The organism is Bacillus sp. PS108 (assembly GCF_037963335.1).
Taxonomy (GTDB): Bacteria; Bacillota; Bacilli; order Bacillales; family Bacillaceae; genus Bacillus; species Bacillus subtilis.
Genome location: NZ_CP150155.1, coordinates 2,654,482 through 2,679,791, shown reverse-complemented (window position 1 = coordinate 2,679,791; position 25,310 = coordinate 2,654,482). Strand labels below are relative to the sequence as shown.

The following is a 25,310-nucleotide window of genomic DNA, read 5'->3' as shown; positions in this document are numbered from 1 at the left end:
AGATGGATTTAAAACAATACGTAACAATTGTACCGGATTACCCGAAAGAGGGCGTGCAATTTAAAGATATTACGACACTGATGGATAAAGGCGATGTATACCGCTATGCCACAGATCAAATTGTTGAATATGCGAAAGAAAAGCAAATTGATTTGGTCGTTGGCCCTGAAGCACGCGGCTTTATTATCGGCTGTCCCGTTGCTTACGCGCTTGGCGTAGGTTTTGCGCCGGTCCGCAAAGAAGGCAAGTTGCCTCGTGAAGTAATCAAAGTGGATTATGGCTTGGAATACGGAAAAGACGTATTAACGATCCACAAAGATGCGATTAAGCCTGGTCAGCGTGTGCTTATTACAGATGACCTGCTTGCGACAGGCGGCACAATTGAAGCGACAATCAAACTTGTTGAAGAACTTGGCGGCGTTGTTGCTGGTATCGCTTTCTTAATCGAGCTTTCTTACCTTGACGGCAGAAATAAGCTCGAAGATTACGACATCTTAACATTGATGAAATACTAAGGATAACCGCATAACGAAAAAGCACTCCATGTCAGGGTGCTTTTTTCCTATTGTTTTGCATTTATTTTATATAATATTTGGCTATTTGAACTTCTGCTCTTTACATCTTTCGTTTTTTTCTTGATAATAAACTACAATACAGTTTACATTTTAAAAAAGGTGATTCCATGGCGAACGAACAAGTATTGACTGCCGAGCAAGTTATAGATAAAGCGCGCAGCTATCTATCTGATGAGCATATCGCATTTGTCGAAAAAGCATATCTGTACGCTGAAGATGCTCATCGCGAGCAATACCGCAAATCGGGCGAGCCATATATTATTCATCCGATTCAGGTTGCGGGGATACTCGTTGATCTTGAAATGGACCCTTCCACAATCGCGGGCGGATTTTTGCACGATGTCGTGGAAGATACAGATGTGACGCTCGATGACCTGAAAGAAGCATTTTCCGAAGAAGTGGCAATGCTTGTAGACGGCGTAACGAAACTCGGCAAAATTAAATATAAATCTCAAGAGGAACAGCAGGCGGAAAATCATCGCAAAATGTTTGTCGCTATGGCTCAAGATATCAGGGTCATATTGATCAAGCTGGCGGATCGTCTTCACAATATGCGGACACTGAAACATCTGCCTCAGGAAAAACAGCGGAGAATCTCCAATGAAACGCTGGAAATTTTTGCTCCTTTGGCGCATCGTCTCGGGATTTCAAAAATTAAGTGGGAATTGGAAGATACGGCGCTCCGTTATTTGAACCCTCAGCAATATTACAGAATTGTCAACCTCATGAAGAAGAAACGCGCAGAACGTGAGCTTTATGTTGATGAGGTTGTCAATGAAGTGAAGAAACGTGTCGAAGAAGTAAATATCAAGGCTGACTTCTCGGGACGCCCGAAACATATTTACAGCATTTATCGAAAAATGGTGCTGCAAAATAAGCAATTCAATGAAATTTACGATTTGTTGGCTGTCCGTATTCTTGTGAATAGCATAAAGGACTGCTACGCGGTGCTTGGCATCATTCATACATGCTGGAAACCGATGCCCGGCAGATTCAAAGATTATATCGCAATGCCGAAGCCGAATATGTATCAATCGCTTCATACAACGGTTATTGGGCCTAAAGGCGATCCGCTTGAAGTGCAGATCCGCACCTTTGAAATGCATGAAATAGCTGAATACGGGGTTGCGGCTCACTGGGCTTATAAAGAAGGGAAAGCAGCCAATGAAGGTGCAACCTTTGAGAAAAAGCTTTCTTGGTTCCGTGAAATTTTAGAATTTCAAAATGAATCGACAGATGCAGAAGAATTTATGGAATCGCTCAAAATTGATTTGTTCTCTGACATGGTGTATGTCTTTACGCCAAAAGGAGATGTAATCGAGCTTCCGTCCGGTTCTGTTCCGATTGACTTTTCTTACCGGATTCACTCTGAAATCGGCAATAAAACAATCGGTGCCAAAGTAAACGGAAAAATGGTTACGCTTGACCATAAGCTTCGGACAGGTGATATCGTTGAAATTCTCACTTCTAAGCATTCCTACGGCCCGAGCCAGGATTGGGTGAAGCTTGCCCAAACATCCCAAGCGAAGCATAAAATCCGTCAATTCTTTAAGAAACAGCGGCGTGAAGAAAATGTCGAAAAAGGCCGTGAGTTGGTCGAAAAAGAAATTAAAAACCTGGATTTTGAATTGAAGGATGTTTTAACGCCGGAGAATATTCAAAAGGTTGCTGACAAATTTAATTTCTCAAATGAAGAGGATATGTACGCGGCGGTCGGTTACAACGGCATTACGGCTCTGCAGGTGGCGAACCGCCTAACAGAAAAAGAGAGAAAGCAGCGCGACCAGGAAGAACAGGAAAAGATCGTTCAGGAAGTTACTGGGGAACCTAAGCCGTACCCGCAAGGAAGAAAACGGGAAGCTGGCGTTCGTGTCAAGGGCATCGACAACCTCCTTGTCCGTTTATCAAAATGCTGCAATCCTGTGCCAGGTGATGATATTGTCGGCTTTATCACAAAAGGCAGAGGGGTTTCGGTCCATCGCGAAGACTGTCCGAATGTCAAAACGAATGAAGCCCAAGAGCGGCTGATCCCGGTAGAGTGGGAGCATGAGTCACAAGTTCAAAAGCGCAAGGAATACAATGTTGAGATAGAGATTCTTGGGTATGACCGCCGCGGATTGCTGAACGAGGTGCTCCAGGCAGTGAATGAAACGAAAACAAATATTTCATCTGTCTCTGGCAAATCGGATCGCAATAAAGTGGCAACCATTCATATGGCGATTTTTATTCAGAATATCAATCACTTGCACAAAGTCGTCGAGCGTATTAAACAGATTAGAGATATCTACTCTGTGCGCCGCGTCATGAACTAAAGGGGTTAGAAAATGAGATTAGTTGTTCAGCGAGTAACAGAAGCAAGCGTTACAGTGGACGAAGAGGTCGTCGGCCAAATTGGACAAGGCCTTATGGTGCTGGTCGGCATCACTCACGATGATACAGAAGATGATGCAGCTTATTTAGCCGATAAAGTTGTCAATCTCCGTATTTTCGATGACAGTGAAGGGAAAATGAATCTGTCTCTTGTAGATATAGGAGGAGAGATTTTATCCGTCTCACAGTTTACGCTTTATGGAGATACGAAAAAAGGGCGCCGGCCGAACTACATGAACGCGGCCAAACCTGATAAAGCTTTAGGTCTTTATGAAAAATGGAATGACCTGCTTCGTGAAAAAGGAATCAAAGTGGAGACCGGAACGTTTGGAGCAATGATGGATGTTCAGCTTACAAACTCCGGACCGGTCACGCTCATTATGGATTCAAAATAAAAAAAGCTGCCAAAAGGCAGCTTTTTTTATTGGAAGTATTTCTCTAATCCGCTTTCGATCCCATCTGTTACTTTTTCTTGGTATGAATTGCTATGTACAATGGCTTCTTCCTGCGGATGGCTTACATATCCCAGCTCGTACAGCATAGCGGGCTGTCTGTTTTCCCGGAGCACATAATAATCTCCGAATAATACGCCGCGGTCTGGAATGGAAGAACGCTTCACCACTTCTGAGTGGACATCTGATGCGAGTTCCTGATCTTTGGCAGGACTGTAGTAATATGCTGTACTGCCTCTTGTAGAGGTATCCGCATAGCTGTCATAATGAATGCTGATAAAGGCGTCAGCGTTACGGTAGTGAGAGGTAGAGACCCGTGACTGCAGGCTGACAAAGGTATCATCCTGGCGTGTCACATATACATCCGCTCCAGCCGATCTAAGTTTGCTGGCGAGCAGTTTTGCCGTTTTGATCGTCAGGTTTTTCTCGAATTTCCCCGAATACCCGATCGTTCCGCTGTCTTTTCCTCCATGTCCCGGGTCAACAATAATCGTTTTATTGTTTAGAGAGCCGTTTCCAGACGGGGAATCAGAGACTGGCGGTTCACCTGCTTCTTCTGCGCTTTTAGACGTTTGGACCACCCAATTGGCTACATAAGCAGTCTGCCCGTTATCAAGCTTTATTTCATACCAGCTTCCCTTTGAACCGGTAATGGTGTATGAATCTCCTTTGGCAGCGCGCTCAACGATCGAAGCTGATGTTGACGCATCACTTCTTAGATTCGTTCCTCCGTACATGATATAGGCTTTTTTAGCGGAGGATGAACTGCCGGCATTTGCTGAATCATCAGCTGGAACAGAACTAGTCAAAAGGTAATGGCTTGCAACCCAGCCTTTTAGCCCGTTCACCTCAATGTGAGCCCAGCCATTTTTCTCGTTGAGAACCGTCAGTTTCGTTCCGCGATCAAGTTTTGTTATAATTGCCGCGTCATGTGAGGCGGAGGCTCTTACATTTAGCGAAGAAACACCGACTGTGCCCGTCGTTGACGCACCGGAATCCTCGGTTTGGTCACTCTCATCAGACGCTGAACTGCTGCCTCCTGATGTGACATATTCAGATGATACCCATCCGGTGGCACTGTGATAGGATATCTTGATCCAGCCCGAATCTTTATCAATGACAGATGCTTGGCTGCCTTGCGGGAATTTGCCGATGACTTCGTAGGAAGTGCCCGGGCCGCTTCTCATCCGCAGATCGGGGTCTGTTGATGTCACAGTGTCACTGCTTCCTGAGGAGCTTGTGCTGGCCTGGTCTTCCTTTGTAATAAGCCAGGAGACTACCCAGCCCTTTTCTCCAGAACCAAGCTGTATCTGCACCCAGTCTCCATCTTCCTTTAAAATTGGATAGCGTTCTCCCTTTTTTACTTCCGCTGTAATGCCGTAGCTAAGCCCTGGGCCGCTTCTGACGTTCATTTCATCTGTTGCGATGACCGCTTCTCCTTGAGCAGCTGTAACGGATGAAAAGGTCGGGAATAGCGCTGAGGTGAAAATAATACATACAATAAGGACAAAGTATTTCTTGTTCATTGTGTCCTCCTTTCTGATGATCATTAAAAAAGCATTCTTGTTTAATATCGTAAAGTCCTTTCTGATTTTTAAATAAAAATAAAATGATTTGTTTATACTAAGCGTAAATACAATCAAAAAGGTGTGCAAATCATGAAATATCATCCAAAAATGGGACGTGCATTTCACGACGGTGAAGCGAATCTGCATTACAGCGATCACGCAGATCCCGATACGACTGGTTATCTTACGGAAACAGCATCTGAATTTGGTCTTATGTCCAAAGAAGCAGCGCTGAGGAAAAACAACCGGAATAAAGCTTGACAGAGAACCCCAATCCCATTATTATAATAGAAATTGAGTACATAGCAAATGATGAAAGATTTGAACCAATAATGGAGAAGAGTAGGTCAGATTGCATGATTAGAGAGGAACCCGCCCCAGGCTGAAAGCGGATCCCATTGCGTCTTTCTCGAAACAACACTCCGGAGGTTTCCTGCTGAACGCGTGAATAACGCCATTAGGCAGTGAACGTGAACCTGCGTTAAAGGATCGAGCGGGAATATGAACGTATTCCAACTAGGGTGGCACCACGGGTATAACTCTCGTCCCTACTATCATGTATAGTAGGGGCGGGAGTTTTTTTCATTTTCATCATTAACGATCATTGGATATTTTATAAGGAATACATAAGGAGGTCTACCTATGGGATATAACATTCCGAGAGGAACACAGGATATTCTGCCTGGAGAATCAGATCGCTGGCAGTTTGTTGAACAAATTATGAGAGACACTTGCCGCACTTATCAATATAAAGAAATCCGCACACCGATTTTTGAGCATACAGAACTGTTTGCCAGAGGCGTCGGAGAATCAACGGATATCGTACAAAAAGAAATGTATACCTTCGAGGACCGCAAAGGCAGAAGCCTGACGCTTCGTCCGGAGGGAACAGCTGCTGCGGTTCGCGCTTTTAATGAAAACAAGCTGTTCGCAAATCCTGTACAGCCGACAAAGCTTTATTATGTCGGGCCGATGTTCCGTTATGAACGTCCTCAGACGGGCCGTTACCGCCAGTTTTATCAGTTTGGAATTGAAGCGATTGGTTCGAAAGACCCTGCAATCGACGCTGAAGTAATGGCGCTTGCGATGAGTATTTATGAAAAAGCAGGTTTAGAAAACGTTAAGCTTGTCATAAACAGTCTCGGCGATCAAGATAGCCGCAAAAGCTACAGAGAAGCGCTCGTGAAACACTTCGAGCCTCGCATCGAAGAATTTTGTTCAGACTGCCAGTCCCGGCTGCACACGAACCCGCTTAGAATTTTGGACTGCAAAAAAGACCGTGATCATGAGCTGATGAAATCGGCACCTTCGATTTTGACATATTTAAATGAAGAATCAGCCGCTTATTTTGAAAAAGTGAAACAATACTTAAATGATCTTGGCATTTCGTATGAAATCGATCCGAACCTTGTGAGAGGGCTGGATTATTACAACCACACCGCATTTGAAATTATGAGCAATGCGGAGGGCTTTGGAGCGATTACGACACTTGCCGGCGGCGGACGCTACGACGGGCTTGTCGAACAGATCGGCGGACCTGAAGCACCGGGCATCGGATTTGCGATGAGCATCGAACGCTTGCTTGCCGCAATTGATGCTGAAAAAAGAGAGCTGCCTGTTGATAAGGGAATCGACTGCTATATCGTCACACTCGGCGAAAAAGCAAAGGATTATTCTGTTTCATTGGTGTACAAACTGAGAGAAGCAGGCATTTCCAGTGAAATCGATTATGAAAATAAGAAAATGAAAGGCCAGTTTAAAACAGCTGATCGCTTAAAGGCCAGATTTATTGCGATTTTGGGTGAAGATGAGCTTGCCCAAAACAAAATCAATGTAAAGGATGCACAGACGGGCGAACAGATTGAAGTGGCACTTGATGAATTTATACATGTGATGAAGGCAAACCAAAAGGGATAAGGAGTGAAACGCATTGTTTGGAAGAACATATTATTGCGGTGATATAACTGAAAAAGCAATTGGCGAATCTGTAACGCTGAAAGGCTGGGTCCAAAAAAGACGAGACCTCGGCGGATTGATTTTTATTGACTTGCGTGACCGTACGGGCATTGTTCAAGTCGTTTTTAACCCTGATGTGTCAAAAGAAGCGCTTGCTATTGCGGAAGGCATCAGAAATGAATACGTGCTTGATATTCAAGGAAAAGTGGTGGCGCGTGAAGAGGGAACAGTTAATCCGAATTTGAAAACAGGCGCGATCGAAATACATGCTGATGGAGTGAACGTATTAAATGCTGCAAAGACACCTCCATTTGCGATTTCTGATCAAGCTGAAGAAGTGTCAGAGGACGTTCGTTTAAAACACCGTTACTTAGATTTGCGCAGACCGGCTATGTTCCAGACGATGCAGCTGCGCCATAACGTGACGAAAGCTGTTCGCAGCTTTTTAGATGAAAATGGGTTTCTTGATATTGAAACGCCGATTTTAACAGGAAGCACGCCTGAAGGCGCACGTGACTACTTGGTGCCGAGCCGTGTGCACGAAGGTGAGTTCTACGCGCTGCCGCAGTCTCCGCAGCTATTTAAACAGCTTCTGATGGTATCAGGCATTGAACGATATTATCAAATTGCCCGCTGTTTCCGCGATGAAGACTTGCGTGCGGACCGTCAGCCTGAGTTTACGCAAATTGATATTGAAATGTCCTTTATGAGCCAGGAAGACATTATGTCATTGGCTGAGGAGATGATGGCAAAGGTTATGCGTGAAACAAAAGGTGAGGAACTTCAGCTTCCTCTTCCTCGAATGACGTATGACGAAGCAATGAACAAGTACGGGTCTGATAAACCGGATACGCGTTTTGACATGCTTTTGACGGATGTGTCTGACATTGTAAAGGATACGGAATTTAAAGTGTTCTCATCAGCTGTAGCAAACGGCGGCGTGGTCAAAGCCATCAATGTAAAAGGCGGTGCCGGCGATTACTCCAGAAAAGACATCGACGCTCTTGGCGCTTTTGCTGCAAACTACGGGGCAAAAGGGCTTGCCTGGGTGAAGGTTGAGGCAGACGGAGTGAAAGGCCCGATCGCTAAATTCTTTGATGAAGAAAAGCAGTCTAAGCTGATTGAAGCACTTGATGCTGCTGAAGGTGATTTGCTGCTGTTCGGAGCGGATCAATTCGAAGTTGTGGCCGCATCACTCGGCGCCCTGCGCTTAAAGCTTGGGAAAGAACGCGGACTGATTGACGAAAAATTGTTCAATTTCTTATGGGTCATCGACTGGCCGCTATTAGAGCATGATCCGGAAGAAGGCCGTTTTTACGCAGCGCACCATCCGTTCACAATGCCTGTCCGAGAAGACCTTGAGCTGATTGAAACAGCGCCTGAAGACATGAAAGCGCAAGCTTATGACCTCGTCTTAAACGGCTATGAGCTTGGCGGCGGTTCAATCCGTATTTTCGAAAAGGATATTCAGGAAAAAATGTTTGCGCTTCTCGGCTTCTCACCAGAAGAAGCGGCTGAACAGTTCGGATTCCTGCTGGAAGCATTTGAATACGGCGCTCCTCCGCACGGCGGAATCGCACTCGGCTTAGACCGTCTCGTTATGCTTCTCGCTGGACGTACGAACCTGAGAGATACGATTGCATTCCCGAAAACGGCAAGTGCAAGCTGCCTGATGACAGAAGCGCCAGGCGAAGTAAGCGACGCCCAGCTTGACGAGCTTCATCTTTCTATCAAGAAAAAAGTTAAGAACTGAATTTGCAGTTCGATTCTTGAAAATCAAAATCGTCTGTGATATGATTTTGACAAGTTAAATAAAGTCCTGATGTGTTAGTTGTACACCTAGTTTTGACCGAACATTTTTTTGATTTGGGAGCCCGCATTTTTAAATGGCGTACATGCCTCTTTTCATTCGGTAAAGAGGACTTACAAGATTTAAAAGAGGGCACCCACCTGCTGAGAGCGGGTTCAAAACAAAGGAAAGCTGCAACGGCACTATTGGGACTTTATTTTTTGTGCGCAGAAAAAACGGCTGCTCATGGATCAGCCATTTTATAGATGAAACCAGAATACGAATGTGGAGTGAGGTTCTTGTTACACCAGTTTTCACGCAATGAATTAGCTATCGGAAAAGAAGGCCTTGAAACGCTGAAAAACAGCACAGTTGCTGTGCTTGGAGTCGGGGGAGTCGGATCGTTCGCGGCGGAAGCTCTCGCGCGGTCAGGCGTCGGCCGCATTCTGCTTGTCGACAAAGATGATGTCGACATTACAAATGTAAACCGTCAGCTTCACGCGCTGCTTTCAACTGTCGGACAGCCGAAAGTTGATTTAATGAAGGCGCGGATCGCAGACATTAACCCGAAGTGCGAAGTGATCGCGTTAAAAATGTTCTATACGGAAGAAACGTATGAGCAATTTTTTGACTATGATCTTGACTATGTCATTGATGCGTCAGACACCATTTGTTATAAAATACATTTAATGAAAGAATGTCTAAAACGGGATATTCCGCTCATCTCCAGCATGGGTGCTGCAAATAAAACGGATCCGACACGCTTCCAAATCGCTGATATCTCAAAAACGCACACTGATCCAATTGCGAAGGTCGTCCGTACGAAATTACGCAAAGAGGGTATCAAAAAAGGCGTCCAAGTGATTTTCTCTGATGAAAGCCCGATTGTCATTCGGGAAGATGTCAGAAAAGAAGTGGGAAATGACGAAGCGAAAATCCGTAAAGCAAAAATGCCGCCTTCCTCTAATGCTTTTGTGCCGTCAGTTGCAGGTTTGATTATGGGCGGCCATGTTGTCATGGATCTTTTGAAAGACATTGAGATCAAACGTGTGAAGGATAAATAATGCATAAAAACAGCCTTGATGATCAAGGCTGTTTTTGTTTTATTTTCTTTTCATTAATTTATCGTACACCTGCTTTAAGGCAGATTCGAACTTTCCAGTCTGTTTCGGCTTATAGTATTGCTTATTTTTCAGAGGATCAGGGAGGTATTGTTGTTCGACCCAACCGTTGTCGTAATTGTGCGGGTATTTATAGTCGATTCCTCTTCCTAATTCCTGAGCTCCTTTATAATGCGCGTCTTTTAAATGCTTTGGGACATCCCCAATTTTTCCGGCTCTGATATCTGCCAAGGCCTCATCGATTGCCAGAATGGCAGAGTTTGATTTCGGTGAGAGGCAAAGCTCAATAACTGCGTTGGCCAGAGGGATTCGCGCTTCAGGAAACCCGACTCGCTCAGCGGTCTGAATAGCGTTCAGCACTCTAGGGCCGGCTTGCGGGCTTGCTAAACCGATATCTTCATAGGCGATAACAAGCAATCGTCTTGCGATGCTCTCCAGATCACCGGCTTCAATTAATCTAGCCAAATAGTGAAGAGCAGCGTTGGCATCAGAGCCGCGGATCGATTTTTGAAAAGCGGACAGTACATCATAATGCGCGTCACCATCTTTATCGTGAGAAAAGCTTTTTTTCTGCAAGCATTCTTCAGCGGTTTCTAATGTAATGTGAATTTCACCGTCTGCTGACTCCTTCGTTGACAACACGGCAAGCTCAAGCGCATTTAAAGCGGAGCGGACATCTCCTCCGCATCCGTGGGCAAAATGCTCCATCGCCTGATCATCAATGGATACTGAATAGGTGCCAAGGCCCCGATGTTCATCATGGAGCGCACGTTCCAGTGCCTGTTTAATCAGATCAGGTGTTAACGGTTCAAGCTCAAAAATCTGGGTCCGGCTTCTGATCGCCGGATTAATGGCATGATACGGGTTAGCCGTCGTTGCTCCGATCAAAATGATCATCCCGTTTTCTAAATAGGGTAATAGAAAATCCTGTTTTCCTTTATCCAGCCTGTGGACTTCATCCAGAATCAAAATCACTTGGCCGGACATCTTGGCTTCCTGAGCTACGATTTCCATATCTTTTTTATTGTTAATGACAGCATTCAGCTTTCGAAAAGCAATACTTGTTGAACCGGCGATTGCTGTTGCGATTGATGTTTTTCCAATTCCGGGCGGCCCGTACAAAATCATGGATGACAAATGTTTTGCCTGGACCATTCTGCCAATAATTTTATCTTCAGCCACCAGATGCTGCTGGCCGATAATATCCTCTATTTTTGTCGGACGCATCCGATATGCCAATGGCTTCATCTATCATCTCTCCTTACTTAATTACAGGGTAACGGAAAACCGTACATTAGAAAAGGGGAAAGGCCCCCTTTCCTTCTGCCTCAATGAAAATTCGCTGAAGGTATGTTATAATAACAGTTGGTCTATAAGATAATAAACGGACGAAACATATAGAAATTACCATTATAAATGTGGAAAATCATGAAATAACAGAGGTGTTCATGTTGAAAATATCAACTAAGGGAAGATACGGGCTCACCATTATGATCGAGCTTGCAAAAAAGCACGGTGAAGGCCCGACTTCATTAAAAAGCATCGCACAGACGAATAATTTGTCCGAGCATTATTTGGAGCAGCTGGTATCGCCGCTCAGAAATGCCGGTTTAGTGAAAAGCATCAGAGGCGCATATGGCGGATATGTATTAGGCAGTGAGCCGGATGCCATTACCGCGGGAGATATTATCCGTGTGCTTGAGGGGCCGATCAGCCCTGTTGAAGTGCTGGAAGATGAGGAGCCTGCCAAGCGTGAGCTCTGGATTCGCATCCGGGATGCTGTAAAAGAGGTTTTAGACAGTACAACATTAGAGGATCTTGCCAGCTATACAGACGGAGAGCAAGAAGCTTATATGTTCTATATTTAGATCAGGGGTGTAAACATAATGGAACGGATTTATTTAGATCATGCCGCAACGTCTCCGATGGATGAGCGCGTGCTGGAAAAAATGATACCGCACTTCTCCGGCAGTTTCGGTAATCCCTCCAGTATACATTCATTTGGCAGAGAATCTCGAAAATGGGTGGATGAAGCAAGAGCGCAGATCGCAGCAGAAATCGGAGCGGCAGAGCAGGAGATCATTTTTACAAGTGGGGGAACGGAAGCTGATAACTTGGCGATCATGGGAACCGCACTTGCAAGAAAAGATCTTGGCAGACATATCATCACAACAAAAATTGAGCATCACGCCGTGCTTCACACATGTGAAAAACTTGAGGAAGACGGATTTGACATAACGTATCTGGACGTTGACCAAAATGGAAGAGTCAGTGCAAAACAGGTGAAAGAAGCACTGCGTGATGATACAATCCTTGTGACAGTGATGTATGGAAATAATGAAGTTGGAACAGTGCAGCCGATCGAAGAAATCGGTGAGCTGTTAAAGGAACACAAAGCTTATTTTCATACCGATGCTGTTCAGGCATTCGGGTTGCTGCCAATTGATGTGAAAAACAGCCATATTGACCTTCTGTCTGTTTCCGGGCACAAGCTCAACGGGCCAAAAGGGACAGGCTTTTTATATGCTAGTAAAGATGTGAAGCTTTCACCGCTTTTATTCGGAGGAGAGCAAGAAAGAAAACGCCGTGCCGGAACCGAAAATGTTCCAGGCATTGTCGGGCTGAAAGAAGCGATCAAGCTGTCAAGTGAAGAACGGGACGAAAAAAACGAGAAGTATCAATCGTTTAAAGCAATCTTTGCCGACACGCTTAGAGATGCAGGTGTGGCATTCGAGATCAACGGGGACAAAGAGCATAGTCTGCCGCATGTTCTGAATCTTTATTTCCCCGGTGTGTCAGTGGAAGCGCTGCTGGTTAATCTTGATATGGCGGGTGTCGCTGTCTCCAGCGGTTCAGCGTGCACGGCCGGTTCAGTCCTGCCGTCACATGTTCTGACTGCTATGTTCGGAGAAGAGAGTGACCGGCTGACGTCCTCTATTCGAATCAGCTTCGGCCTCGGCAATACGGCTGAGCAAGTGAAAACTGCTGCCAAACATGTGGCCGACGTTGTCAAACGGCTGACACAATAAGGCGGCTTAGTAATTGGAGTGAATGAAATGGAAAAACGGCCGGAGGATACAAGAGTCGTCGTCGGCATGTCCGGCGGAGTAGACTCATCTGTGGCGGCCCTGCTGTTAAAAGAACAGGGCTATGATGTAATCGGAATCTTTATGAAAAATTGGGACGATACGGACGAAAACGGTTTTTGCACGGCGACAGAGGATTATGAAGATGTGATCCGCGTCTGCAACCAAATCGGAATTCCGTATTATGCCGTAAACTTTGAAAAGCAATATTATGAGAAGGTATTTCAATACTTCCTTGATGAATATAAAGCAGGCAGAACACCAAACCCGGATGTACTGTGCAACAAAGAAATTAAATTCAAGGCCTTTTTGGAGCATGCATTGTCACTTGGCGCCGACTATTTAGCGACTGGCCACTATGCAAGAGTAGACAGAAGCGGCGGAAAAGTCAGAATGCTGCGCGGCATTGATGAAAACAAGGATCAAACGTACTTCCTGAATCAGCTGACAGAAGATACGCTGAGCAAAGTCATGTTCCCGATCGGCGAACTTCAAAAAAGCCGTGTGCGTGAAATTGCCAAAGAAGCAGAACTTGCAACAGCGACGAAAAAAGACAGTACAGGCATCTGCTTTATCGGCGAACGCAACTTCAAAACGTTTCTCAGCCAATATCTCCCTGCACAGCCGGGCGATATGATGACGATGGACGGCGAAGTAAAAGGCCGCCACGACGGGTTGATGTACTATACGATCGGACAGCGTCACGGCCTTGGCATCGGCGGAAGCGGCGAGCCGTGGTTTGCGGTTGGCAAAGATCTTGAAAAGAACATCCTCTACGTGGATCAAGGGTTCCATAACCCGCTTTTATATTCTGACAAAATCACAGCAACAAATATTAGCTGGGTACGATCGGATATCATGAAGGGCGAAGAGATTTCCTGCACGGCTAAATTCCGTTACCGCCAAGAAGATCATAAAGTAACGGTGCGCATGACTGGCGAGGGTGAAGCGGAAGTCATCTTTGATGAACAAGTCCGCGCTGTAACGCCGGGACAAGCCGTTGTCTTCTATGACGGCGAAGAATGCCTTGGCGGCGGGACAATTGATGATGTGTACAAAGACGGAACAAAATTGTGGTACGTATAAAAGATGAAAAACCTCAACACTGAGTTGGGGTTTTTTAATGAAAGGAAGATGATCGGTGGATTATAATCAACTCGGTATAGAGGCGATGCAGGAAGGCGATTACGAGAAAGCGGCAGAGGCATTTACAAAAGCGATTGAAGAAAATAAAGAAGACGCGATTCCGTATATCAATTTTGCCAACCTTCTTTCATCTGTAAACGAGCTGGAACGTGCGCTTGCGTTTTATGATAAAGCGCTTGAATTAGACAGTAGCGCAGCCACTGCTTATTATGGAGCAGGAAATGTCTATGTTGTAAAAGAAATGTACAAAGAAGCGAAAGACATGTTTGAAAAAGCGCTACGTGCGGGGATGGAAAACGGCGACCTGTTTTACATGCTCGGAACGGTACTTGTCAAGCTCGAACAGCCTAAGCTTGCACTGCCATATTTACAAAGAGCTGTCGAACTGAATGAAAACGATACGGAAGCGCGCTTTCAATTCGGGATGTGCTTAGCCAACGAGGGCATACTGGACGAAGCGCTCAGCCAATTCTCAGTTGTGACAGAGCAAGACCCGGGGCATGCTGATGCATTTTATAATGCCGGTGTCGCTTATGCTTATAAAGAAAACCGAGAAAAAGCGCTGGAAATGCTGGACAAGGCAATCGATATCCAGCCATATCATATGCTTGCGCTTCATGCTAAAAAACTGATTGATCCATCATAACAGGCACAGGAGGAGGGACAGCTCGTGCAGCAGCATCCGGATCAGCTTAAACTGGAGGAAGAGCCCTATTTAAAAGGGACAGTCAACACAGTCATCTATCATAATGACACCAATTTATATACGGTTCTGAAAGTGAAAGTCACAGAGACCTCCGAAGCCATTGAAGATAAAGCCGTATCCGTGACGGGCTACTTCCCTGCGCTTCAAGAAGAAGAGACCTACACGTTTTACGGAAAGATCGTAACCCATCCAAAATTCGGGCTCCAATTTCAGGCGGAGCATTTCAAAAAGGAGATTCCAACGACTAAGGAAGGCATCATTCAATATTTATCGAGTGATTTATTCGAGGGAATCGGCAAAAAAACTGCTGAAGAAATTGTGAAAAAGCTGGGCGACAGCGCCATTAATAAAATATTGGCTGACGCTTCAGTGCTTTATGATGTTCCAAGACTCTCAAAAAAGAAAGCAGACACGCTGGCTGGCGCATTGCAGCGGCATCAGGGACTGGAGCAAATCATGATTTCCTTGAATCAGTTTGGCTTTGGCCCGCAGCTGTCTATGAAAATCTATCAAGCCTATGAATCCGAGACGCTTGAAAAGATTCAGGAAAATCCTTATCAGCTTGTGAAGGATGTAGAAGGCATCGGGTTTGGGAAAGCGGATGAGCTGGGCAGCAGAATGGGTCTTTCGGGTAACCATCCTGAGCGGGTAAAAGCTGCTATTTTGTACACGCTTGAAGCGACTTGTCTGTCAGAGGGGCACACGTACATAGAAACAGAACAGCTGATCATTGACACCCAATCTCTGTTAAACCAGTCAGCAAGGGAAGGGCAGCGCATCACAGAAATGGATGCCGCTAACGCGATTATTGCCCTTGGAGAAAATAAAGACATTGTCATAGAAGATGGCCGCTGTTATTTTCCATCGCTGTTTTACGCAGAACAAAACGTTGCAAAGCGTGTGAAACATATCGCTAGCCAAACCGAATATGAGAACCAGTTTCCCGAATCAGAGTTTTTGCTCGCGTTGGGAGAACTGGAAGAACGGATGAACGTTCAGTATGCCCCCAGCCAGAAGGAAGCGATTCAAAAAGCCCTTTCCTCGCCGATGCTTCTTTTAACAGGCGGTCCGGGAACAGGGAAAACGACGGTAATCAGAGGGATTGTCGAGCTCTACGGAGAGCTTCACGGTGTGTCACTAGATCCGTCAGCTTATAAAAAGGATGAAGCTTTTCCGATTGTTTTGGCCGCTCCGACAGGGAGAGCAGCAAAACGGATGAGTGAATCAACGGGACTTCCTGCAGTTACGATACACAGGCTGCTTGGCTGGAACGGTGCTGAAGGCTTTACTCATACAGAGGATCAGCCGATCGAAGGGAAGCTGTTAATTATCGATGAAGCCAGTATGCTTGATATATGGCTGGCGAATCATTTGTTCAAGGCGATCCCTGATCATATACAAATCATCATTGTCGGAGACGAAGACCAGCTGCCTTCCGTCGGTCCGGGACAAGTGCTCAGAGACCTGCTGGCATCCCAGGTGATTCCGACTGTGAGACTGACAGACATCTATCGCCAGGCAGAAGGGTCATCAATCGTCGAGCTTGCCCACCAGATGAAAAATGGATTGCTGCCGAACAATTTGACTGCCCCGACAAAGGACCGTTCCTTTATTCGCTGCGGCGGGTCGCAAATCAAAGAAGTAGTTGAGAAGGTTGTCGCCAATGCATTGAAAAAAGGCTATACAGCAAAGGACATTCAGGTCCTCGCTCCGATGTACAGAGGAAAAGCCGGCATTAATGAATTGAATGTGATGCTGCAGGACATTTTAAATCCTCCTAAAGAAAAACGGAGAGAATTGAAGTTCGGGGATGTTGTCTACAGAACCGGAGATAAAATTTTGCAGCTTGTCAATCAGCCGGAAAACAATGTGTTCAACGGAGATATTGGCGAAATCACGTCGATATTTTATGCAAAGGAAAATACAGAAAAAGAAGACATGGCCGTCGTTTCTTTTGACGGCAATGAAATGACATTTACGAAAAAAGATTTTAATCAATTTACCCATGCGTATTGCTGTTCTATTCATAAATCGCAGGGAAGTGAATTTCCGATTGTGGTTTTGCCTGTTGTGAAAGGCTATTATAGAATGCTCAGAAGAAACCTTCTTTATACCGCGATTACAAGAGCGAAGAAATTTCTCATTTTATGCGGTGAGGAGGAGGCGCTGGAGTGGGGCGTGAAAAATAATGATGCAACTGTCAGGCAGACCTCCTTGAAAAACAGGCTGTCCGTACAGGTTGAGGAAATGGATGCCGAGCTTGAGGCTTTGCAAAAAGAGCTCCCGTTCAGCGTACACGACGCCAACATTGGCATGGAAGGCATTACACCATTCGATTTTATGAAAGAAGAACAGCAATAAAATGCTCCCGTGTAAGCGGGAGTTTTTTCATTTGCAGTGGAATTGATTTCATCGTATGAGTCTAAGGCGCAAAGCAAAACCTAAGCCTGTTCAACAAAAGGTGGTTGATCACACTTTGAGAACATGCCATGAAGTAGAAGGATTCCCAGTATACTCAGAACGAACTTCTAGTTATCTTGGGACAATTTCCGATATTTGTTTTTCTCTGAAAGGAGATTGTCTTGGGTTTATTCTTGCACAAAAACGCTTTTTGCATCATCATCATGCGCTATTACGGGCGTGTGATATCTCTTCCATTCTTGATGACCGCATATTGGCTTCGGTCAGTTCAGAACAGCTTTTGCCTCTTCCGAAATTATGCTTCACATACGAGCAGATGAAGATGAAGCTTGTGAAATCGCAAGAGGGCGATATATTGGGAATGCTGGAAGATGTATACTTTTGTTTGGACAGGGGCATAATCGTAGCATATGAACTTTCGGACGGTTTCTTTTCTGACCTGGCGGGAAGCAAGCGCCAGATCCAAAGAGCGGATTCGCTTGTCGAGGTGCGGAAAGACGAGATCGTTCTGAACGGATAGAGGTGTGAGGTATGCTTATATGCCCGAATTGCAAAAGTAAGGATATCGGCAAAATCGGCGTGAACCAATATTATTGCTGGGGCTGTTTTATTGAACTGACAGTGGCGAAAGGGAAGATTGCAACTCATCAGGTGGAAGAAGACGGAACGTTAAGCAGCTTGGATGATTTGTTTTCTGAGGATGAACGCAGCATCAATTTTTAATCATGAAAGGAGATGCGCAGGATGAATCGGACGATGACTTCTCTTTTGGCAATGGGAGCCGGAGCTCTCGTGTACCGAATGGCGACTCAATCTGACATGCTGAATAATCGAAGCATGAAGCGGATGAGAAGAAGAATTACGAAAATGTTTTAATGTAAAAAGGATACTCTCCAAAGAGTATCCTTTTCTATGTTTGCCGGACCTCGAGGCGTCTTGCTGCGAGTGAAAGGCTGTAGTTGACTGCGAAATACATAAGGGCCGCAAGTAAAAAGATCGGGAAAAAATAACTGCCGTCTGCGCTTTGGCCGTTAATAATTTGCGCGTTGTGAATCAGTTCAGGCAGGGCGATCACAACAGCGAGCGATGTATCTTTTAATAAAGAAATAAACTGGCTTACGATGGGCGGAACCATGCGGCGAAGCGCTTGCGGCATGACGATAAAGAACAGGGTCTGTGTATAGCTCAGCCCGGAGGAGCGCGCCGCTTCAATTTGTCCTTTGTCAATTGATTTCAGTCCGCTTCGGATAATTTCAGATAGCATAGCGGATTCAAAAATCGTTAGTGCTGTAATTGCAGCAGCTGTAATTTCAAGCTTAATCCCAATTTCCGGAAGGGCAAAAAACGTAAAGAAAATAATTAACAGCAAGGGGAGGTTTCTGATCGTTTCAACGAGAACCGCAATCAATTGAGAAAGAACGGGAACTTTCGCATAACGCAGGGTGCCTGCGATTAAACCGAAGAAAAAGCTCAGAATGATGGAGATGAAAGCAACGTACAAGGTGACGAGAAAGCCATCCCATAAAAACGCTAAATGCTCCTGTGAATAAGCACCGATGAAATCCAATGTAACTCACTCCTTATCAATAGCTTTTTTCCAGCCGTTTTTCCAGATAGTTAACACCGATGCTAAGCGGAATCGTCAGCACTAAGTAAAAAAGCGCCACAAAAATATAAACATCAAATACAACGAGTGTGCTCGACGAAACTAAATCGGCTTGGTACATAAGATCCAATCCGGCCACAACCCCAAGAATCGAAGAGTTTTTGACTAAGTTTAAAAATTGATTGCCTAAAGGCGGAATGACGATTTTGATTGCCTGCGGCAAAATGATATGGAGCATGGCCTGGCTGTAGGTAAAGCCTGACGAGCGTGCCGCTTCCATCTGCCCTTTTGAAACAGACTGGATGCCTGCTCTGATGGCTTCAGCGATAAACCCAGAGGTATAAATGGTGAGAGCAACCGTTCCCGCTTGAAAACCGTCAAGCCTCAGGCCTGCGTTTGGAAGTCCGAAATAGAAAACAAAGGTAATTAAAAGAAGAGGGATGTTGCGGATGAATTCTACATATGCGGTCCCGAACCATTGCAGCGGCTTAAAGACTGTTATTCTCATAACCGCTACAGCAACGCCGAGGACAAAACTGCCGGCCAGCGCGATAACACTTGCGAGCAAGGTATGGTAAAAACCGTCCATATACATGCCGAAGTTATCGAAAAGAATTGACACATTCATCTGCCTATTCACTCCTTATCAAATTGGGATGAGCATCGCCTGCTCATCCCGGGATGGTTGTTATTCAGCTGGGTCTTCTTTGATCCATTTTTTATAAATTTCATCGTATCTGCCATCCGACTTCATCTTTTTAAGTGAAGCGTTGATTTCTTTCGCGAGAGCAGATTGCCCTTTTTTCACGGCGATCCCGTAAGGCTCATCTGTAAAAGGCTTTCCTGTTAATTGATAATTTTTATTTTCATCAGCCATTCCATATAAAATCGCATTATCTGTGGTGAGGGCATCGCCTTGCCCCGATTTAAGGGCTGTAAAGGCTTCTGCGTAGTTTTCAAATTCTAAAACAGATGCTTCAGGCGCCTTTTCACGAATGTTTTGAGAGGAGGTGGAGCCTTTTACTGCAAGAACTTTTGAGCCTTTGCCAAGATTCTCGACACTCTTGATTTTGCTGCCTTTTTTCACGAGAAGCGATTGCCCGGCCTCGAAATAGACATCAGAAAAGTCAACTTCCTTTTTTCGTTCTTCAGTGATCGTCATTGTGGCGACAATGGCGTCGATATCCCCGTTTTGCAGCATAGGAATCCTTGTTTTTGAGGTGACCTCTTTAAATTGAGCTTTTTTCTCATCACCTAAAATGTCTTTAGCGATTTGTTTAGCAATATCAATATCAAAACCCTCAATCTCACCTGAGCTTGGATTTTTAAGACCGAACAGTCGAGTGTCCGTTTTTACGCCGAAGACAATTTTGTCATTGTCTTTAATGGCGGCTAGCGTATCTTTTTTGCTCTCCTTTGAGGCTTCTCCGTTTGATCCCTTGCTGCCGCAAGCGGCAAGCAAGATGACAGCGAATAAAGAAATCAATGCTAAAGAAAAAATCTTTTTCATACAAGCTCCCCCATTTCTGGTTTAATGATTTAAAATACGGCTTAAGAATAAACGGGCCCGTTCTTCCTTTGGGTTCGCGTAAAACTCAGCCGGCACTGCTTCTTCTAAAATCTTTCCTTCGTCAATGAAGACAATCCGGTCGGCAACTTCTTTGGCAAACCCCATTTCGTGTGTCACGACAACCATTGTCATGCCTTCTTTGGCGAGTGTTTTCATGACATCTAGCACCTCACCGATCATTTCAGGATCAAGTGCTGATGTCGGCTCGTCAAACAGCATGACCTCCGGCTTCATCGCCAGTCCTCTTGCGATGGCAACACGCTGCTGCTGCCCGCCGGAAAGCTGGGAAGGATAGGCGTCAGCCTTGTCTGGGATGCCGACTTTTTCAAGATAGTACCGCGCCGTTTCCTTTGCTTGTTCAGATGATTGTCTAAGCACTTTTACCGGAGCCAGCATGATGTTCTGCAGCACTGTTTTATGCGGATATAAATGAAAGTGCTGAAACACCATCCCGATATTTTGCCGCACTTGATTGATATCAGTTTTTCTGTCGTTAATGGCGGTGCCGTTTACTGTAAGCACTCCCTCATTGATCGACTCAAGTCTGTTGATGCATCTGAGCAATGTGCTTTTACCGGAACCGGATGGGCCGATGATAACAACGACTTCACCTTTTTCGATTTGAAGATTAATTTGTTTTAACACGTGAAAATCTCCGTAATGCTTGTTTACATTTTGAAATGTGATCATCGCAATCCTCCTATCAGAAAATTTGACCAAAAAAGTAAATGATCAAACTTTTCTGAAAATTAAAAGTGAAAAAATGTCCATGACTTCTGACTGACTAAAGAAACATAAAGAATAATTCCGTGTAAACCTCAAAAGATATAGGTGAGGTGAAAGCAGATGCTCCAAAAACCGGTGCAGCTTTTGTTGTGGGTGGCTATTTGTTTGCTGGTTCTGTTAACAGTCTATGTCTTTTTTATGCTTGATATGTTATGGTCACCCTTTTGGCTCGTCATAAAAACGATCTTTATTCCCTTGATCATTTCTATTTTTATATCTTATTTATTGCTTCCGGTCACAGAATGGCTGCATGGCAAAGGATTGCCTAGGACTTTGAGCATCTTGGTCATTTATGTTCTTTTTTTTGGCGGGATTGGCTGGGCGTTGTATAAAGGGGTGCCTGTTTTAATCGTGCAGCTGACGGATTTGTCAGAAAATATACCCATGTTTGCCGAAACGTATAACGGGCTTCTTCTTCATGTGCATAACCATACGGATGACTGGCCTGATGGTATGCATCACCGTATAGATAAAATGATCCGCCAGACGGAGGCGTTTTTTGCGGGAACGATCGAGGGTGCGATCAGCGGGATCCGCAATGTGCTTGATTACTTCTTAATTGCTGCAACAATCCCTTTTCTCGTGTTTTATATGGTGAAGGACATTGAGTTAATGAAAAAGACAGTATGGTACTTGACTCCGAAGTCGTGGAGAAAGCGGGGCAGCGCCTTTTTGCGGGATGTGGATGATTCGCTTGGCGATTATATCCGCGGCCAGCTTTTGGTCTGCTTGATTCTTGGCGTGATTGCAGGCATTTCGTTCTGGGTATTTGGGCTTCCATATCCGCTGATACTTGGCCTTATCTCTGGAGTAACGAATGTCATCCCGTATTTTGGCCCTTTCATCGGAGCTGTTCCTGCGTTGTTAATTGCGATGACGATCTCAGTCAAGGCGGTTCTTGTTGTGGTGATTACGGTGTTTATTCTGCAGTTTATGGAAGGAAATATCCTCAGTCCGTTCATTGTCGGCAGAAGCCTTAAAATGCATCCGGTCGTTATCATGCTTGCACTCCTTGCCGGAGGGGAGCTTGCGGGAATCGTCGGGATGATTCTGGCTGTTCCTGCGACGGCTGTTTTAAAAGTAATGATGATCCATTTTTTGCGGATGAGGACGGAGCATTGACATCGGCGTGCCGCTTGTCTATAATTTCTCGTAGAATACATACGAATCTCGAGTGACGGATCTGAGTACGCCGAAGCCCTGTTAAAGAGAGAAGCTCCATAAGCTGAAAGGAGCTTTATCAGAAGATCGGAGGAAGCTAATCCTGAGTGCAGTTAATCACTGCCGCTTATCCTGCGTTACAGGGTTAAAGGTGACGGGCGCATGAATGCCCGTAATCAGGGTGGTACCGCGAGACAGCTCTCGTCCCTGTGTAAACGTTGGTTTGCATAGGGGGAGGGCTTTTTTGCTGTCACTGAAGAGAATTTCGATTTTTATAGAGGAGGAAATACAATGAAACACTTAACTTCTGCGGAAGTGCGTCAAATGTTTTTGGATTTCTTTAAAGAAAAAGGACATGCGGTAGAGCCAAGCGCGTCATTAGTGCCTCATGAGGATCCTTCACTGCTTTGGATCAACAGCGGTGTTGCGACGCTGAAAAAATATTTTGACGGCCGTGTCGTGCCGGAAAATCCAAGAATCGTAAACGCTCAAAAAGCGATCAGAACAAACGATATAGAAAATGTAGGTAAAACTGCGCGCCATCACACTTTCTTTGAAATGCTCGGAAACTTTTCCATCGGCGATTATTTCAAAGAAGAAGCCATTACATGGGCTTGGGAGTTTTTAACGAGCGACAAGTGGATTGGCTTCGACAAAGAGCTTCTCTCTGTTACGGTTCATCCTGAAGATGAAGAGGCATATGAGTTTTGGGCGAAAAAAATCGGTATTCCTGAAGAAAGAATTATCCGTCTGGAAGGGAACTTCTGGGATATCGGTGAAGGGCCGAGCGGACCGAATACGGAAATCTTTTACGACCGCGGTGAAGCATACGGTAATGATCCAGAAGATCCGGAGCTTTACCCAGGCGGGGAAAACGACCGTTACCTGGAAGTATGGAACCTTGTGTTCTCAGAGTTCAACCATAACCCTGACGGCACGTACACACCGCTTCCAAAGAAAAACATTGATACAGGCATGGGTCTTGAAAGAATGGTATCTGTCATCCAGAATGTTCCAACAAACTTTGACACCGATTTGTTTGTTCCGATCATTAAAGCAACAGAATCGATTTCTGGTGAAACATATGGCAAAGACAATGTGAAAGACACTGCGTTTAAAGTGATTGCTGACCATATCAGAACGGTTGCCTTTGCTGTCAGTGACGGTGCGCTGCCGTCAAATGAAGGCCGCGGCTATGTATTAAGACGCTTATTACGCCGTGCCGTGCGTTATGCCAAAACGATCAACATCCATCGTCCGTTCATGTTTGATTTAGTGCCGGTTGTCGCAGAAATCATGGCTGATTTCTATCCTGAAGTGAAAGAGAAAGCGGATTTCATCGCAAAAGTCATTAAAACCGAGGAAGAACGCTTCCATGAGACCCTTAATGAAGGGCTTGCGATCCTGTCAGAAATGATCAAAAAAGAAAAAGACAAGGGCAGCAGCGTTATCTCAGGTGCTGATGTGTTTAAACTGTATGATACGTATGGATTCCCGGTTGAATTGACTGAAGAATACGCAGAAGACGAGAACATGACGGTTGACCATGAGGGCTTTGAGGAGGAAATGAACCAGCAGCGTGAACGGGCAAGAAACGCCCGCCAGGATGTAGGCAGCATGCAGGTGCAGGGCGGCGCACTGCGCGACGTGACAGATGAAAGCACATTTGTCGGCTATTCTCAAACCAAAGCTGATGCCAATATCATTGTGCTTCTTCGGGACGGCCAATTAATCGAAGAGGCTCATGAAGGAGAAAGCGTTCAAATCATTCTTGATGAAACACCGTTCTATGCAGAAAGCGGCGGCCAAATCGGCGATAAAGGCTATCTCCGAAACGAGCAGGCAGTTGTAAGAATTAAAGATGTTCAAAAAGCGCCGAACGGCCAGCATGTGCATGAAGGTGTTGTGGAGAGCGGTACTGTTCAAAAAGGCCTGCATGTTACGGCTGAAGTTGAAGACCATATGAGAAGCGGCGTCATTAAAAACCACACGGCAACGCATTTATTGCATCAGGCTCTAAAAGATGTTCTTGGAACTCATGTCAATCAGGCGGGCTCTCTTGTAACGGAAAACCGTCTTCGTTTTGACTTCTCGCACTTTGGCCAAGTGACAAAAGAAGAGCTCGAACAAATTGAAAGAATCGTAAACGAAAAGATCTGGGCGAGCATCCCGGTCAGCATTGATTTGAAACCGATCGCTGAAGCAAAAGAAATGGGTGCGATGGCACTGTTCGGCGAAAAATATGGCGATATTGTCCGTGTCGTTCAAGTTGGAAATTACAGCTTAGAGCTGTGCGGCGGCTGCCATGTCAGAAATACAGCAGAAATCGGCTTGTTTAAAATCGTTTCTGAATCCGGAATCGGAGCAGGCACAAGACGGATTGAAGCTGTAACGGGACAAGGCGCTTACGTCGAAATGAACAGCCAGATTTCTGTATTGAAGCAGACCGCTGACGAGCTGAAAACAAATATCAAAGAAGTGCCGAAACGGGTCGCGGCTCTGCAGGCTGAACTGAAGGATGCACAAAGAGAAAATGAATCTCTTCTTGCAAAACTAGGCAACGTGGAAGCAGGAGCAATCCTGTCGAAAGTAAAAGAAGTTGACGGCGTAAACGTGCTTGCGGCAAAAGTAAATGCAAAAGACATGAATCATCTCCGCACTATGGTCGATGAACTCAAAGCAAAGCTTGGCTCTGCGGTGATCGTGCTTGGTGCGGTACAAAACGATAAAGTTAATATCTCTGCCGGAGTCACAAAGGACCTCATTGAGAAAGGACTTCACGCCGGCAAGCTGGTTAAACAAGCTGCGGAAGTTTGCGGCGGAGGCGGCGGAGGCCGTCCGGACATGGCGCAGGCAGGCGGTAAACAGCCGGAAAAATTAGAAGAAGCTTTGGCTTCTGTAGAAGATTGGGTGAAATCCGTTTTATAATTCGCCCATGTAGTGTAGAATGATGGTAAGATTAGGACCCCAGGCTGAACTTTGCCTGCGAATTTGGGA

Annotated in this window: 23 protein-coding genes, 1 other RNA gene and 1 other annotated feature; of the genes, 18 read left to right on the top strand and 6 right to left on the bottom strand. The window is 45.3% G+C overall.

What is annotated here, in order from left to right; genetic code table 11:
• The first annotated feature begins 2 nt into the window (after window positions 1–2).
• From NSQ16_RS13950 to dtd, 3 genes are all read left to right on the top strand, one after another.
• Window positions 3–515 carry an adenine phosphoribosyltransferase gene (locus NSQ16_RS13950; protein ID WP_003229745.1) on the top strand — a complete coding sequence of 171 codons (513 nt, stop codon included), beginning with the start codon at window positions 3–5 and terminating at the stop codon, window positions 513–515.
• A gap of 167 nt (window positions 516–682) precedes the next feature.
• Window positions 683–2,887, top strand: a complete 2,205-nt coding sequence (gene relA / locus NSQ16_RS13945) for a GTP diphosphokinase (protein WP_003229747.1) — start codon at window positions 683–685, stop codon at window positions 2,885–2,887.
• A gap of 12 nt (window positions 2,888–2,899) precedes the next feature.
• Window positions 2,900–3,340 carry a D-aminoacyl-tRNA deacylase gene (gene dtd / locus NSQ16_RS13940; protein WP_004398689.1) on the top strand — a complete coding sequence of 147 codons (441 nt, stop codon included), beginning with the start codon at window positions 2,900–2,902 and terminating at the stop codon, window positions 3,338–3,340.
• Between the two features lie 26 nt (window positions 3,341–3,366).
• On the opposite strand, the gene NSQ16_RS13935 is transcribed toward dtd, so the two are convergent.
• Complete coding sequence (locus tag NSQ16_RS13935; RefSeq protein WP_004399040.1) at window positions 3,367–4,923, bottom strand: SH3 domain-containing protein; 1,557 nt, start codon at window positions 4,921–4,923, stop codon at window positions 3,367–3,369.
• Window positions 4,924–5,055: 132 nt separating this feature from the next.
• On the opposite strand from NSQ16_RS13935, the gene NSQ16_RS13930 reads away from it, so the two are divergent.
• The 5 genes from NSQ16_RS13930 (at window position 5,056) to NSQ16_RS13910 (ending at window position 9,774) form a co-directional block, all read left to right on the top strand.
• Window positions 5,056–5,226, top strand: coding sequence for a YrzK family protein (locus tag NSQ16_RS13930; RefSeq protein ID WP_004399157.1), 171 nt, complete (start codon window positions 5,056–5,058; stop codon window positions 5,224–5,226).
• A 59-nt stretch (window positions 5,227–5,285) separates the two neighbouring features.
• Window positions 5,286–5,518: a binding site (T-box leader), on the top strand.
• Between the two features lie 89 nt (window positions 5,519–5,607).
• A complete protein-coding gene (hisS, locus tag NSQ16_RS13925; protein WP_003229755.1) occupies window positions 5,608–6,882 on the top strand; it encodes a histidine--tRNA ligase in 1,275 nt (424 codons plus the stop codon).
• Between the two features lie 13 nt (window positions 6,883–6,895).
• A complete protein-coding gene (gene aspS, locus NSQ16_RS13920; RefSeq protein ID WP_003229758.1) occupies window positions 6,896–8,674 on the top strand; it encodes an aspartate--tRNA ligase in 1,779 nt (592 codons plus the stop codon).
• A 60-nt stretch (window positions 8,675–8,734) separates the two neighbouring features.
• Window positions 8,735–8,927, top strand: a non-coding RNA gene (gene ssrS / locus NSQ16_RS13915) — 6S RNA.
• Between the two features lie 82 nt (window positions 8,928–9,009).
• Window positions 9,010–9,774, top strand: a complete 765-nt coding sequence (locus NSQ16_RS13910) for a tRNA threonylcarbamoyladenosine dehydratase (protein ID WP_070547595.1) — start codon at window positions 9,010–9,012, stop codon at window positions 9,772–9,774.
• Between the two features lie 39 nt (window positions 9,775–9,813).
• On the opposite strand, the gene NSQ16_RS13905 is transcribed toward NSQ16_RS13910, so the two are convergent.
• Window positions 9,814–11,079, bottom strand: coding sequence for a replication-associated recombination protein A (locus NSQ16_RS13905; RefSeq protein ID WP_015714437.1), 1,266 nt, complete (start codon window positions 11,077–11,079; stop codon window positions 9,814–9,816).
• Between the two features lie 203 nt (window positions 11,080–11,282).
• Here NSQ16_RS13905 and cymR point away from each other — a divergent pair, with 203 nt between their 5' ends.
• The 8 genes from cymR (at window position 11,283) to NSQ16_RS13865 (ending at window position 18,066) form a co-directional block, all read left to right on the top strand.
• Window positions 11,283–11,699 carry a cysteine metabolism transcriptional regulator CymR gene (gene cymR / locus NSQ16_RS13900; RefSeq protein WP_003225879.1) on the top strand — a complete coding sequence of 139 codons (417 nt, stop codon included), beginning with the start codon at window positions 11,283–11,285 and terminating at the stop codon, window positions 11,697–11,699.
• A gap of 18 nt (window positions 11,700–11,717) precedes the next feature.
• Window positions 11,718–12,860, top strand: coding sequence for a cysteine desulfurase family protein (locus NSQ16_RS13895; RefSeq protein ID WP_014477512.1), 1,143 nt, complete (start codon window positions 11,718–11,720; stop codon window positions 12,858–12,860).
• A 27-nt stretch (window positions 12,861–12,887) separates the two neighbouring features.
• Window positions 12,888–14,003: a tRNA 2-thiouridine(34) synthase MnmA gene (mnmA, locus tag NSQ16_RS13890; RefSeq protein ID WP_004398509.1), complete on the top strand. Its 1,116-nt coding sequence runs from the start codon at window positions 12,888–12,890 to the stop codon at window positions 14,001–14,003.
• A gap of 85 nt (window positions 14,004–14,088) precedes the next feature.
• Window positions 14,089–14,709: a tetratricopeptide repeat protein gene (locus tag NSQ16_RS13885; RefSeq protein ID WP_230488347.1), complete on the top strand. Its 621-nt coding sequence runs from the start codon at window positions 14,089–14,091 to the stop codon at window positions 14,707–14,709.
• A gap of 24 nt (window positions 14,710–14,733) precedes the next feature.
• Entirely contained in the window at window positions 14,734–17,130 is a 2,397-nt protein-coding gene (locus NSQ16_RS13880) for an ATP-dependent RecD-like DNA helicase (protein WP_230488297.1), read from the top strand.
• A gap of 55 nt (window positions 17,131–17,185) precedes the next feature.
• Window positions 17,186–17,710: a PRC-barrel domain-containing protein gene (locus NSQ16_RS13875; protein ID WP_129138188.1), complete on the top strand. Its 525-nt coding sequence runs from the start codon at window positions 17,186–17,188 to the stop codon at window positions 17,708–17,710.
• Between the two features lie 11 nt (window positions 17,711–17,721).
• A complete protein-coding gene (locus tag NSQ16_RS13870; RefSeq protein ID WP_003225893.1) occupies window positions 17,722–17,913 on the top strand; it encodes a hypothetical protein in 192 nt (63 codons plus the stop codon).
• A gap of 21 nt (window positions 17,914–17,934) precedes the next feature.
• A complete protein-coding gene (locus NSQ16_RS13865) occupies window positions 17,935–18,066 on the top strand; it encodes a YrzQ family protein (protein WP_003229780.1) in 132 nt (43 codons plus the stop codon).
• A 34-nt stretch (window positions 18,067–18,100) separates the two neighbouring features.
• Here NSQ16_RS13865 and NSQ16_RS13860 read toward each other — a convergent pair whose 3' ends face one another.
• The 4 genes from NSQ16_RS13860 to NSQ16_RS13845 are packed head-to-tail and all read right to left on the bottom strand — an operon-like array spanning window position 18,101 to window position 21,056.
• A complete protein-coding gene (locus NSQ16_RS13860; RefSeq protein WP_003229784.1) occupies window positions 18,101–18,757 on the bottom strand; it encodes an amino acid ABC transporter permease in 657 nt (218 codons plus the stop codon).
• A 16-nt stretch (window positions 18,758–18,773) separates the two neighbouring features.
• A complete protein-coding gene (locus NSQ16_RS13855; RefSeq protein WP_230488296.1) occupies window positions 18,774–19,424 on the bottom strand; it encodes an amino acid ABC transporter permease in 651 nt (216 codons plus the stop codon).
• A 60-nt stretch (window positions 19,425–19,484) separates the two neighbouring features.
• Window positions 19,485–20,306, bottom strand: coding sequence for a glutamine ABC transporter substrate-binding protein GlnH (gene glnH / locus NSQ16_RS13850; protein ID WP_003245954.1), 822 nt, complete (start codon window positions 20,304–20,306; stop codon window positions 19,485–19,487).
• A 21-nt stretch (window positions 20,307–20,327) separates the two neighbouring features.
• Window positions 20,328–21,056 carry an amino acid ABC transporter ATP-binding protein gene (locus NSQ16_RS13845; protein WP_032722248.1) on the bottom strand — a complete coding sequence of 243 codons (729 nt, stop codon included), beginning with the start codon at window positions 21,054–21,056 and terminating at the stop codon, window positions 20,328–20,330.
• A gap of 156 nt (window positions 21,057–21,212) precedes the next feature.
• On the opposite strand from NSQ16_RS13845, the gene NSQ16_RS13840 reads away from it, so the two are divergent.
• The gene (locus NSQ16_RS13840; protein WP_009967889.1) at window positions 21,213–22,274 is read left to right on the top strand and encodes an AI-2E family transporter; all 1,062 of its coding nucleotides are present in this window, start codon (window positions 21,213–21,215) and stop codon (window positions 22,272–22,274) included.
• 330 nt (window positions 22,275–22,604) lie between these two features.
• The gene (gene alaS, locus NSQ16_RS13835; protein ID WP_230488295.1) at window positions 22,605–25,241 is read left to right on the top strand and encodes an alanine--tRNA ligase; all 2,637 of its coding nucleotides are present in this window, start codon (window positions 22,605–22,607) and stop codon (window positions 25,239–25,241) included.
• Window positions 25,242–25,310 lie beyond the last annotated feature (69 nt).